At 39.6% G+C, this 13,739-nt stretch carries 10 protein-coding genes; 2 read left to right on the top strand and 8 right to left on the bottom strand.

From position 1 onward, the window contains the following. Positions 1-20 precede the first annotated feature (20 nt). The 8 genes from H5072_RS02985 to H5072_RS02950 form a co-directional block, all read right to left on the bottom strand. A complete protein-coding gene (locus tag H5072_RS02985) occupies positions 21-539 on the bottom strand; it encodes a DUF2919 domain-containing protein (protein ID WP_024605439.1) in 519 nt (172 codons plus the stop codon). A 9-nt stretch (positions 540-548) separates the two neighbouring features. Next, entirely contained in the window at positions 549-2,567 is a 2,019-nt protein-coding gene (gene ligA, locus H5072_RS02980) for an NAD-dependent DNA ligase LigA (protein WP_182692633.1), read from the bottom strand. Positions 2,568-2,647: 80 nt separating this feature from the next. Continuing rightward, positions 2,648-3,415 carry a cell division protein ZipA gene (gene zipA / locus H5072_RS02975; protein ID WP_154903395.1) on the bottom strand — a complete coding sequence of 256 codons (768 nt, stop codon included), beginning with the start codon at positions 3,413-3,415 and terminating at the stop codon, positions 2,648-2,650. A gap of 74 nt (positions 3,416-3,489) precedes the next feature. Then, on the bottom strand, positions 3,490-6,891 hold the full coding sequence (locus H5072_RS02970; protein ID WP_182692631.1) for a chromosome segregation SMC family protein: 3,402 nt from the start codon (positions 6,889-6,891) through the stop codon (positions 3,490-3,492). A gap of 67 nt (positions 6,892-6,958) precedes the next feature. Then, complete coding sequence (locus tag H5072_RS02965; RefSeq protein ID WP_024605436.1) at positions 6,959-7,690, bottom strand: RNA methyltransferase; 732 nt, start codon at positions 7,688-7,690, stop codon at positions 6,959-6,961. Positions 7,691-7,766: 76 nt separating this feature from the next. Further along, a complete protein-coding gene (locus tag H5072_RS02960) occupies positions 7,767-9,803 on the bottom strand; it encodes an FUSC family protein (protein WP_182692630.1) in 2,037 nt (678 codons plus the stop codon). 10 nt (positions 9,804-9,813) lie between these two features. Further along, positions 9,814-10,674: an HlyD family secretion protein gene (locus H5072_RS02955; protein WP_182692628.1), complete on the bottom strand. Its 861-nt coding sequence runs from the start codon at positions 10,672-10,674 to the stop codon at positions 9,814-9,816. A gap of 168 nt (positions 10,675-10,842) precedes the next feature. Next, positions 10,843-11,046, bottom strand: a complete 204-nt coding sequence (locus tag H5072_RS02950) for a DUF1656 domain-containing protein (protein ID WP_002958577.1) — start codon at positions 11,044-11,046, stop codon at positions 10,843-10,845. A gap of 392 nt (positions 11,047-11,438) precedes the next feature. On the opposite strand from H5072_RS02950, the gene H5072_RS02945 reads away from it, so the two are divergent. Beyond that, entirely contained in the window at positions 11,439-12,548 is a 1,110-nt protein-coding gene (locus H5072_RS02945) for a YjgN family protein (protein ID WP_182692634.1), read from the top strand. Positions 12,549-12,557: 9 nt separating this feature from the next. Beyond that, the gene (locus H5072_RS02940; RefSeq protein ID WP_182692627.1) at positions 12,558-13,580 is read left to right on the top strand and encodes a M48 family metallopeptidase; all 1,023 of its coding nucleotides are present in this window, start codon (positions 12,558-12,560) and stop codon (positions 13,578-13,580) included. Positions 13,581-13,739 lie beyond the last annotated feature (159 nt).

The following is a 13,739-nucleotide window of genomic DNA, read 5'->3' as shown; positions in this document are numbered from 1 at the left end:
TTTATTTACAGCGTCCACAACTAATCCCTTTTAAGTCGCTTTTTTTCTTCTGATGCTTTTTCTGTCGGCTCAGGCCAATCATTAAAAAAAACGGTTAAATAACGGCTTTTCACCAAATACCACAATACCCATAAAACAATCATCATTTGTACTGCTAAAAATGATGAAAATCGATAATGGCTATGCGCGGCTTGAATACTTAACCATGTTAAATCAACAACAGCACATACAATAAGGGGCCAGCGCATATGCCGCCATATTTTTGCTAACTTATCGCTCGCACTGTGTGAATCTCGTGGTCTGCGTAAACAAAATAAAATAGTCGGTATTATTGCAATACTTCCAATTGCTATTGCGATAAAAAAATCATTTTTATTTTTAAAAAATAACGACATTAAATCCAGTTCAGGCCTGCGGCTTAAAGCCGCAATTACCCAAATAAAATAGCCACGTAATAGCACAAGCAAACTTAAATGAAATGCAATAGGAGTTCGGTAACTTCCGTACTTATCCCAGTATTCTGGACCGTATCGGCTCATTGTTGCGTCCTAACCATTATGCTTTTGAAGCAGCTCAATTAATTCATCTTCCGTGAGTATGTCGATACCTAAATCTTGAGCTTTAGTCAGTTTTGAACCCGCTTTTTCACCCGCGACTAACGCATCAGTTTTCGCTGATACGCTACCAGATACTTTAGCACCTAGTTGCTGTAAGCGTGCTTTTGCGTCATTACGATTAAGCGTATTTAGCGTACCAGTAAGTACATAAGTAAGCCCAGCAAGCGGTTGTTCTTCTTCAGAAGGTGCACTCAACGCTGGCCAGTTTACGCCTTGCTCTATAAGCGCATTAACAACTGCTAAATTATGCTCTTCATCAAAAAAGCCACGAATATGCGTTGCAACTATTTCGCCTACATCACTTACCTGCGTTAAACTATCAATGCTGGCATTTATTATATTTTCAAGGGTAAGGAAGTGATTAGCTAAATTTTGTGCTGTTGCCTCACCTGCTTCGCGAATACCTAATGAATATAAAAACTTAGCAAGCGTAGTGCCTTTCGCCTCTTCAAGGGCTGTTACTAAATTTTTGGCTGACTTAGGTCCCATGCGTTCAAGTGACTCAAAATGTCCCTGTTTTAAAATAAACAAATCAGCGGGTGTTTTTATAAGCTCTCTGTCTACCAGCTGATCAACAATTTTATCGCCAAGGCCGTCTATATCCAGCGCTTTGCGTGACGCAAAGTGTTTAATTGCTTGTTTGCGTTGTGCAGGACATACAAGCCCCCCCGTACAACGAGCGACAGCTTCGCCTTCAACCTTTTCAACATGAGAGTCACAAATAGGACAAGTTACTGGAAATTCGATATCGCTGGCATCATCAGGGCGGCGCTCAAGTACAACTTGCGTTATTTGTGGGATTACATCTCCTGCGCGGCGAATAATAACTGTATCGCCTACTTTTACGCCTAAACGTGCAACTTCATCACTGTTATGAAGCGTTGCATTTGATACGGTAACGCCACCCACAAAAACAGGCTTCAAACGTGCAACAGGTGTAATGGCGCCAGTACGACCGACTTGAAAATCAACATCAAGTAGTTGGGTTATTTCCTCTTGCGCCGGAAACTTATACGCAATAGCCCAACGAGGAGCACGTGCCACAAAGCCTAAACGCTCTTGTAAGGCCTTTTGGTTTATTTTTATTACTACGCCATCAATTTCATATTTAAGCTCACCACGGCGCGTTAAAATGTCGCTGTAGTACTCGAGCGCGGCTTTAGGACCTTCAACTAATTTTGTTTCTGGGCACAAAGGTAGCCCCCAATCAGTTAACTTTTCTAATTGCTGATAGTGATCCTCAGGAATGCTGCCATCAGCAACAAGCCCGGTGCTGTACGCATAAAACATGAGTGGGCGTTTAGCGGTAATTTTAGAGTCGAGTTGACGCAAACTCCCCGCGGCTGCATTACGCGGGTTAACAAATACTTTTTCACCGCGTTTTTGCGCTTCAGTATTTAATTTATCAAAGCCAGCGCTGTCCATAAATACTTCGCCGCGCACTTCAAGCTCTTTTGGGTAATCACCACGTAACTTAAGCGGTACATTACGAATGGTTTTAACATTTTGAGTAATGTTTTCACCGGTAAAGCCATCACCCCGCGTAGCCGCTTGTACAAGCACACCATCACGATAAATAATTGATACGGCTAATCCATCAAGTTTTGGCTCACAACAAAAAGTAAGCTCATCAGTACTCATTAAGCGCTCTTTTATACGACGATTAAACGCAGTGAATTCTTCTTCACTAAACGCGTTATCAAGCGATAACATGGGTACTTGGTGCGCTACTTGCTCAAATTTACTCAGTGCGGCACCGCCTACTTTTTGTGTCGGAGAGTCGGCGGTTAAAAATTCAGGGTGCTGCATCTCTAGTGCGCTTAATTCGCGTAATAACCTATCGTATTCAGAATCAGGAATACTGGGGGTGTCGAGCACATAATAATTATAGTTGTGTTGCTCTAATGTAGTACGAAGATGATTAACTTGCTCACTAATGCTGCTAGACATTTAAACCTCAATAAACATAAAAAAAGCCACTTTGACGATTCACCGTCCAGTGGCTTATAAAAATATAATGTATGCGTTATTTACGCTGAAAAAGAACGAACCTGTTCAACATATTGCCTGATGCGCTCTACTGTCATTTCATTTCGCTCAGCATCTAAAATTTGTGCACCAAATTCATCCGCTAACTTTTTAGCTGCGCTGTGCAACATATTAAATGCCGCTAGACCATCGCCGTCGCACGGTAACGTCATAAATAAGCTTACCCCAGCGGTACTAAACTGTTCCATATTATCAATATCAAACGTACCTGGGTTATACATATTTACTAATCTAAATAAAACAGGGCCTTGGCCAGCCGGATCTAAGTGGCGATTAAAAAAACCTTCCTCAGAATATTTAAAACCTAAAGTATTAACTGCTGGTAATAATTTACTGCCCTGCATACTAAGCTCTTCTGGCATTTGAATATGCACAATAACAAAGTCAGACATTTGAGTAGGCGCTTCTTCAGCACTTTGATCTTTTGTTTCAAGATCATCAACTATCTCTAGGTCGTCTTCAATTGGTGTTTCTGGCACGCTTGTATCAATTTGCGGCTCATTTGCATCAAAGTTAAGCTCGCCAAATTGTGGCTCATCACGTTCGTCTTGCATTGGCTCTTTTGGCTCAGCCTCAGTACGAAACGGTTTAGATGAAGCTGGTGCGCTTTGTTGTAATGGCTCAACCCGTTCATTATCCGATACTTCTGGGCGGTCTTTTTTTCTAACTGACCACAATCCATGTATTAATAAACCACCAATGACAATTACACTGATAACGATTAAAACCCATCTTAATTGTTCGGCCATCCCCTCACCTTTTATTATTTGATATGCCTAAAACCTGTATATTAATGAAAAACTAATACACTTGTTATAAAAATTTATGCGTGTGCAAGTTGCACAGCTTGCTCTATATCTACAGCAACCATACGCGATACGCCAGGTTCTGCCATAGTAACACCTGTTAATCTACCTGCCATTTCCATCGCAATTTTATTATGACTAATATAAATAAACTGCACTGATTGTGACATTTCTTCAACCAAACGGCAAAAACGCACAACGTTGGCATCATCTAGTGGTGCATCTACTTCGTCCAGCATACAGAAAGGAGCTGGATTGAGCCTGAATATAGAAAACACTAATGATAATGCGGTCAGCGCTTTTTCTCCACCACTTAACAAATGAATTGTTGAATTTTTCTTACCCGGTGGTCGTGCCATTATACTAACACCACTTTCGAGTAAATCGTCACTGGTTAATTCTAAATACGCGCTCCCACCACCAAAAACTTTAGGAAATAGCTCAGCAAAGTCTTCGTTAACTTGATCGAACGTCGCTTTAAAGCGTGTTTTGGTCTCAATATCAATTTTACGAATAGCACCTTCAAGGGTACTTAACGCTTTTGTTAAATCATTTAATTGATTATCAAGATAATCACTACGAGCTTTGGCTAAATCAAACTCTTCTATTGCCGCTAAGTTTACTGCACCTAATTTATCTAACTGATTAGTAAATCCGGTTAACTGATTTTGCGCTGCGCTCAAATTTAATGAATCTGGTAATTCATCAAGTATCGCTTTTAAGCTTTGTTTTAATTCTTCTAATGGTTCAAGCGCAACTTGCGCTTTTATTACTAAGCTTTGTTCTTCAATTGTTAGCTTTTGGTGCTGCTGTTGCAAGCCCACCAGCTCACCTTGTGAATTTTTAAGGCTTACTTGCTTAGTGTTTAAGCTTTCTTTGGCCTGAGCTAATTCTTTTTGTAGCAATACTAATGCCTGCTCACCTTTTTGATGCTGTGCTAAGAGCTGCGTAATTTTATCGCTAAGTTCTTGCTCTGGTATCAGCAGCTCTTCTATTTCACTAAGTAGTTCTTGCGCACCTTCTGATGCACTAACGTGCTCTTGCTCTGCATGGCTCAATTTGGTTTGGCTTAACTGCCATTCACTGCGTGCCTTTTGCTCTGAGAGCGTTGCCTTATGTGCTTGTGTTTTATATTGCTCAAGCATGCTTAATGCTTCGCTATAACTTTTATTACTTTGTGAGCGCAAGCTATTTGCAGCGTCTATTTCATCCGCTAAGTTAAGTTGCTGCTCATTTAACACTTCAAATTGCGCTACTTGCTCATCAAGCACGGTATTTAATTGTAAAAGCGCAGTGGTGAATTGCTGTTTTTGTTGCTGTAGCTTTTCTAGTTGTAACTTAAATTGTGCTACTTGCTGTTTGAGCATATCGCTGCGCGTACTGGCTACCGCTATATTTTGCGCAAGCTCATGTATGGCTTCTTTTAGCTCGCTTTGCTCGTTAACTAACTTTATTTGCTCAGCTGTATGTACGTCACGCGTGTGTGTTACTTGTTGTAACTCGTCCTCGGTATTATTTAATTGCTGCGCTTTATCTTGCAATTGCTTATGCTTTAACAGTAATGAGTTTTCTGCATTACATTCGGCACTTACATGCCAGTTACGACCATATAAAGCACCGTTTTTATCCATAATGGCTGTATAAAAACTATCTTTTAGTATTTCTAAATCACCGCTTTCACTATAAGCAATACGTGCTAAATGCTCTGGATAAACACCGCTTGTTATATATGTAGCTAAACTATTTGTTGGCATGCTTTTATCACTATTTGGCCACACACTGTTATCAGCTTGCTGCTCACTTACATTTAAATGCTCTAAAGATTTAAGTGCTTGCTCTATTAGAAGCTCAAAGCCTTCTTTAACACCTAGCTGATTAAACAAACCATTAGTACGTTCACTTTTCTCATCAAGCCCTAATGTACTTTTAAGCCCCGTTATACTGGCTTTTAACTCGTTTATTGTTTGAGTGAGCGTCGAATATTGTTTTTGTGAGTTATTAACAAGCTCATTTTGCACTTCAAGCTTAGCAGTGCACTTCGTATGTGCTGTTTGTTTAGCGGCAAGTTCTTGAGTTAAGGTTTGTGTTTGCTGTGTTTGCTGTATTAACTGCTGCTCTACATCACTACTTTGTAGCTCACTAAGCTGAACAGTTAACTGATCAATTTGCTCGTTAACGTGGCTTATTTGCTGCTGAGTTTGTTTAATGTGACTACTATGTAGTTGCACGTTATTATTAAGCTGTTGCTGTTGCTCACACAAAGCTTGCCAATGAGTATGGTGGCGCTGCTTAAGTGCTAATAATTCCTCAAGTTCATGCGTTAACCCACTAACTTGCTCTTCACATATTAAGGCGTTTTCATTTGCCTCTTGCAGGGCTTCATTAAGTTGCTCGCACACAATTTGCTGCTGCGATTTTACCTCAGCACTTCGAATTTGGCGTTGCTGTAATTTAATTAAACTTTGTTTAAGCGTTTGGGTTTGCTGCTTTACATTGATTTGTTGTTGCTCAGCGCGAGTAAGCTCGGTGTGTATTACATGTTGCTGATGCTGTGCATCGCTTAGTTTATCTTGCTGGGCTTGTACTTGCCCCTCTAGGCTTGCAAGTACATCGTCATGCCCTGAGTTAGCGGTTTTAAAAAACAAAATTTGATCATTAAGTTTTTTAATTTGGGTACTTTTTTCAAGTTGCTGCTGATGTAACTTTTGCCATTTTAAAACGGCAATTTGGCCTTTTAGCGTACGTTCTTGTGCTTTTAATTCGCGGTATTTTTTTGCATCAACCGACTGCACAGCCAATTTATCGAGCTGGCTTTGTAATTCTTTACGCACATCTAACAAACGTTCAAGATTTTCGCGAGTGCTCTTTATACGAGTTTGAGTTTCGCGGCGGCGCTCTTTGTATTTAGAAACGCCAGCGGCTTCTTCTAAAAATACGCGCAGCTCTTGTGGTTTACTTTCTATTAAGCGCGAGATCATCCCTTGCTCAATAATTGCGTAACTACGTGGACCAAGACCGGTGCCTAAAAATATATCGGTAATATCACGCTTACGGCATTTACTGCCATTTAAAAAATACAGTGACTGTCCGTCGCGCGTTACTAAACGCTTAATAGCAATTTGGTTTCGATCGGCAAATGTGTTTGAAGGACTTCCTTTATCGTTATCAAAAACAAGCTCTACAGAGGCTTGTGATATGGCTTTTCGATTAGTTGAGCCATTAAAAATAACGTCGGTCATGGCGTCGCCACGCAGGTTTTTAGCAGAGCTTTCACCTAGCACCCATCGTACTGCATCAATAACGTTAGATTTGCCACAGCCATTGGGGCCAACAACACACGTCATTTGATCAGGAAATGGAATTTTAGTGGGCTCTACAAAGGATTTAAAGCCCGCTAATTTAATAGTGCTTAAGCGCATCTTATTGTTATTACCGATTATTATTGTTATTGATTACAAACAATTTAACTCATTAACAGTTAAATTGTTAAGCTTGTCGTTTAAAATTATCTAAAATAATACCGGTCGCCATTGCAACATTAAGCGATTCTGCACCACCAAAAGCGGGGATGGTGATTTTATTAGTTACTAATTTTGCACATGTCTCGCGTATTCCATGCGACTCACTGCCCATTAGTAAAACGCCTGAGCCCGTAAATTGGGTTTTATGCACGCTTTGCCCATCTAAAAAAGCACCGTAAACAGGTAAATTTAAAGACTGTAGGTAATCAGGTAAATCTATTTGGCTTACCGATACCCTTACAAATGAGCCCATCGTGGCGCTAATTGTTTTTGGGTTGTAAGCGTCTGCGCTGTCGGTGCTAGTTACTATTTGTTTAATACCGTACCAGTCTGCCACTCTTATTATTGTGCCTAAATTACCAGGGTCTGATACGCCATCAAGTGCGAGTATTAAGCCACTTGCTTGTGGTAAAGCTGCCTTTGGCATATCAACAATAGCAATGGCTGCATTATTGCTAACTAGCGTGCTGGCTTTGGTGAGGACTTCTTCATCAGCTTCAATAAAATTAGCGTGCTGATACTTACCTTGGTACGCATTTATAAATTCGTTTGTAGCAAAAATATTAACCACATTTAATGGGCTGTTTAATAACTCAAGTACGTTTTTCTCACCCTGTACAAGGTATTGATTATATTGCTTTCGGTACTTTTTTTGGCCAAGTTGGCGAATAAGTTTGAGTTGGTTTTTTGAAATCATAACAGCCCCATAAAATTATCCAGCAAGTATAACAGATTTCGCTATAACATCTGAACTCGAAAAGCAGCGAATGGGGCTAATTTATCTTACTCGCACTTCTTTCAAAGGTCAGATTAATGCGAATAAACATGCCTTTTATTGCTTCTAATTGATTTGAATCGTCAACCGTCTGAGCCAATTCCCCATAAAGATTATCTGACGCTTGCTTAAACTTATTATTAAATTTGCCCTTGGTTGCCAACATAAATGCATCGGCTAATGTACGCTGCCACTCATTTAAATACTTTAGCTTTGTATTACCAGCCAAATTTTCACAAATTGAGTTTAATCGAACCGACGCATGCCCTAAATTTAGAGCGGTTAGTGCAAGATCAGTAATTACGCGTGAGTGTGAACCTTGATCGTAATTAGTTAGGCGAATTAACCTATCGGCCATGCGGCGGTTATACCAAATACTTGGGGTTGGATGGTTATTTATTTCGAGTAAATCTTTATAAGTGGCCTTAAAAACACGATGAACAAGTAATTGCACACTCGGGCCTGTGAATAACTGAAAAATCCAAAATAAAATACTCACCCCCGCAAAAATTGCCATGGCAGAGCTAAGTGTGTAATCGATTGAAAACGCAAGGCTCATATCGGTACTGGGTCTTACCAAAATCGTAAATGGGATACAAAACCCCAAGCCATATGGCAATGTTTGTTGATCAGCTAGCAGCAGTAAACCCAGAAAATAAGGCCCTGCTAATACAAGTAGCAATATTTCTAATTGCCCACCACTTTGTGATAATAAATTGAGTGCGTAAAAAATAGTTACAATAGCAGCAACCACCACGCCTACCAATAAACGCTTTATTACCACCTGTAAAATAGCTAACGGTATTCTCGCCAACATTATCGAAAATATGACCGGTAAAATCATAATTAATAATGCAGCAGAAGAGCCTGTATTAATCCAAATAAATGCGCCGATAGAAAACACCAAAGCAGTTCTAAATCCAACAATTATGCCAGCTAATGGGTCGCGATATGTAAGCATACTGGGTGCATTTAATAATGTTTTATCACGCTCTTCTAACGCTCTGTATGCGCGTAGTAAAATTGTTAAGTCGGCTGCTACTTCTAAGCTCACATTGAGCATGTGAGATTCAAATGGCGAATCACACACCGTATTTGCTCTATAGTCGGTTAGCTCTTTACGCAGCGTTTTAACTTGTTCAGCGCAGTAATCAAAATCGTCAGACTCTTTAATTTGCGCAAATACGTGCTTAAGTTTACTTATTAATTTATCTAAAGTAGGTGTAATAAGGTCTTCGTGGTTTCGCTGTAGGCGGCCAATTATTTGAATTAAGGCCAATAAAGAAAGTACTTTTTGCGACAACTGATTTGCAGCACGCGAGCGCCCTGGACCTTTTGGTCCTTCGTACCTTACTGCGCTGGAATCTTCGTTTATCGATCCCAATGTTGCCATAATGCCATCTATTTGCTGGTGACGGTTTTCGTGCGAGCCCTTAGAATCAAGCTCAATAACTAAATAATGTAACGTTTGATTTATAACCGACCGCGCTTGTGTTTGCAGTAAATGTTTAACCTTTACAGGCCAAAATAGATGACTCACAAGCCCAGCACATACAGAGCCTATTATTATTTCGCTTACTCGCGCTTGTGCAATATCAAATATACTCTGGCTGCTCACCATTGCCGGAGTAACCATGACTAAAAGTACAATAATAGCGGCTGTTACACCTGCCATAGCAAACGCATAAACAAAGTTTGCTTGGCGTACCATTGCCGATAACGCAGAGTTTACCCCCAACCATAATGCCAGTGCACCGAGCGCTAAATAAGGGTAAAGAATTAGCTGAGTTAAAAGCAATATGCCAAATAAACCACCCACTATGGTGCCTATTATTTGGCAAATTGCTTTTTCAATAACTAATCCGCTTTGCGGGCGTAATTGCAAAAATATAGCCGAGACTAGCGCCCAATAAGGCCTTTCAAGATTAAGCGACATAGCAATAGTCAGCGCCATCACCATGGCTATAACACCCTTAGTCGCAAAAATAATTGCCTGTTTTTTAGGAAAAAACAAATTTTGGAATACTACGCCCACTGTATTCCCCTTAGCGCGTAGCGAGATGTATAGTGGCGGTCATTCCTGCGCTAAGCTGTGTATTTTCGGGCAATGAATCTAACTTAATATCAACAGGAATACGTTGCGATAAACGTACCCAATTAAATGTTTGTTGCACTTGCGGTAAAAGTTGTCCGTTACTTTGTGTATTCGTATTTGCAATGGCTTTACCTACACTCACTACATGCCCTGTTAATTGCTTACCACCACTTAAAAGGGCTATTTTAGCTTTTTGATCAGGATAAATAAGCGGTATTTTACTCTCTTCAAAGTAACCCGTTACATAAAATGAATCTGACTGAACAATAGCAAAGACAGGCGTGCCTTGAGCTACATAGTTGCCTTGGCGTAAATTCAAATTAATTATTTGCCCTGATGCAAGCGCAACAATTTTAGTTCTATCAACATTTAACTGCGCAATTGTTTGCTCTGTCTTGGCTAGGTTATAATTTGCCTCAGCAATTTTAGTATTAATACGAGTTGATTCTAGGGTTTCTTCACTAATTGCCTGTTGAGTGTTTAGCTCAACACGTCTTTCGTATTTGTGTTTGGCAAGTTCCCATGTATACAATGCGTTTTCTGTGTTTGCTTTACTTTTATCAAGCGCTGCTTGATAACGCTTTTTATCAACATTAAAAAGTACTTCGCCTTTTTGTACGTTTTGACCATCTTTAATATTTAAAGCAGTTACCCAACCCGACACGTCTGGAGCAACCGTGACAATATCGGCTCGAATACGCCCATCACGCGTCCAAGGAGTATGCATGTAGTCAGTCCATACCCAACGCCCAGCAAAAACCGCAGCTATAACAACCAAGATAGTAAAAGTAATACGCAGATATTTAATCATTCAATTTATCTTCCACTTAGTAATACCAACCCGCAATAATACTTGAGTAATTTGAGGGCTTAAACCTGACGCTAACTGTGTTAAAAATTTCTGATATAGAACAACTAAATAACGAAATTTTTGCCTTGTTATCGACACGGTTTTCTTGCCTCAAAATAGCTCAATTAATTAAACAGATTGGTATAAATAGACGGCGAGTGCCAAGTAACAAACAAATAGTGACACCTCAAACCAAGCCACTTTCCAAATACGGTCATGCCAATCTAGTCGATGCAAAACAAAACGAGTCAACGCCGTTAAAATAAATGCTATTGGGAAGTAAACAATCAGCGGGCTAAACTCTAACCCCCCTAACACGACTGCTTGGAACATAATAAATATCCTAATGTTATTTAAAGCGGTGATAAAAGCTGTAAAACCTAAATAAATTTACATCCGCACTACTCTTACAATCTATTATTTTGGCATATAAATCAATTAGCTTAATTGTACATAGGTGTGCTTAATACATAATTAATGCCATTACATTTAAGCAGCACTAACTATGTATAGTAGCTAAATCGCATATTAATAAGCTAAAGACCCCAGTTACCAGCCAAATAAATAAACCAGCGAGGTTTATTTATAAAAAAGTATTAGAGTATTTAACTCAATATTTAAAACGCCTATTTATAGCTGTTTGCAGAAGGGTTGGATAATTATAAACATTGAATTTTGCACTAAAAATGGGTAAATTAACAAAAAAACAACATGGATATAATTTAATGGAATCAATACACCCTACCCCATCTGAAACAACCCCACCAATAAATGAACCTGCTGAACCAATTTTTAGCGGAAAAGTGCAATTTAGTGGTAAAGGTGGTGAGTTTTTTGGAATTTGGATTGTAAATATATTACTTAGCGTTATTACGCTTGGCATATATTCGGCGTGGGCTAAAGTACGTACGCATCGCTATTTTTACGGCCACACCCGTATAGATGGCCATAGTTTTGACTACCTAGCAACACCAATACAAATTTTAAAAGGTCGGATTTTAGCGGTTGTTGTATTTTTTATTTACACATTCTCAATTAGCTTTATGCCTATTTTAGGCCTATTTATTGCTCTTGGTTTTATCTTTTTAATGCCATGGATTATTAACCAAGGCTTACGTTTTAATCTGCGTATGACCCGCCATCGTAATGTTCGCTTTGCTTTTAAAGGCAGTTATGGCGAAGCCTTTGTTAACTTTATACTTTTACCTATTGCAAGCATATTTACGCTTTATTTATTAATGCCTTACGTTATAAAACGTATTGATAGTTATATCCATAGCAATATTAGTTATGGCGATAAACCTCTTACTGTAAATCTTAAAGGCGAAACCTATTACCTAACAGCGCTTATTTGCTTTGTAGTGAGCTCTATCACCATGGTGGTATTTATGGGGATTTTAGGATTATTTGGCCTCAACTTAGTAGATATTGAAAACCAACAAAATTTAGAAAACTCTGCAGCGATGGTTGTGCTTCCTATCTTTATGATGATTGCCTATGTGCTAATGATTGCCATTGTTTCTGCTGTATGGCACGCCGCTATTAGAAATCACATTTTTGATAACAGCCATTTTGAAGGCGTTGCTACATTTAAATCAGAGCTAAAACCAATTCCTTTCGCTGTTTTACTATTAACTAATATGTTGGCTATTGTATTTTCTTTAGGGCTTGCATACCCATGGACAAAAGTACGTACATCAAAAATGCTCGCTGATGTAACTAACGTCACTATTTATCCTGGTGCATTAAACCTAATCGATACCGCGCAAGAACAGCAATCATCATTTGCTGAAGAAGCTGCAAACGTATTTGATATTGACCTTTCTCTAACTTAAGAGCTCACCATGCATGTAAAGGGACATTTTTTCCCCATCGCATCGAGTAACTATCAAGTGTGTGTTGCAACTATTAGCGGCACACACATTGAGGTTATCAACGATGAACACGTTATCGCTCGCCACGCAATCTCAAGTCTTAAATTAAGTTCGGGGATGGCAGGACTTGCCGACGAACTAAACTTTGAAGATGGCAGTCGTTTTATTCCTCAAGATGTAAGTTACAGATGGCCATTTAAAGAAAATAACCATCACATAATGGAGCGCCTTGAAAAAAGTAAATGGGTAATTTTAGCCGCAGTCATATTTACACCACTTTTTATGTGGTTAGTACTTTATAAAGCGGTACCGGCCATTGCTGTTTATAGTGTTGATACCCTGCCACGTAATGTTGTGGAACAGATGGGGGAGCAAAGTTTTACACTAATTAAAAAGATTGCGCTTGACCCAAGTGAGCTGCCCGCAGAGCAGCAAACTAAAGTACAAGCACATTTTACAAGTATGCTTAATGCGTTATCGCTTGATCAATCGGTTTATAGGTTATCGTTTTATAAATCAGACAGCTTTGGTGCTAACGCGTTTGCACTACCCCATGGCCGTATCGTGGTAACCGATGATTTAGCAAATTTACTTGCCGATAAACCCAATGCACTAAAAGCGGTATTGCTACACGAAATGGGCCATGTAGTCCACCAGCATAGCGTACGTATTACAGCACAATCTGCCGCAAGTACGATTGTACTAGCAGTTGTATTTGGTGATTTAGAGGGAGTTGCAGAGGTTGCATTAGGTACGGGTGCATCGTTTGCTCAGCAAGGGTTTTCACGAGATATGGAACGCGAGGCAGATAGCTTTGCACTCACCCAATTAGAATCGCTTGGGTATTCGAGTAATGACTTTGCTGATGCAATAGAAGCGCTGCAAGAAAGCCATACCAGCGAAAACGAACACCTAGAAAAAGTAAATGACTTATTAGAGTACTTATCTAGCCACCCAAGTGCACAAGAGCGTATTGACAATGCTAGGAAATAATCGCGGTTATATTCAACTTGCTCGCTACATAGTGAGTTTAAGTTGGATATACCACGGCTTTTTTCCAAAGCTTTATCATATTGCACCGCTTGAAAAATTAATGACTGGCAGTGCTGGTTTTTCAGCCGAAGTGTCTGATTTAATTACACGTTCGGCGGG

It is taken from the genome of Pseudoalteromonas sp. SR45-5 (genome assembly GCF_014163565.1).
GTDB classification, from domain to species: domain Bacteria; phylum Pseudomonadota; class Gammaproteobacteria; order Enterobacterales; family Alteromonadaceae; genus Pseudoalteromonas; species Pseudoalteromonas distincta.
Note: the sequence above shows the minus strand (reverse complement) of the source record. Positions and strands in the feature narration are given on the sequence as shown.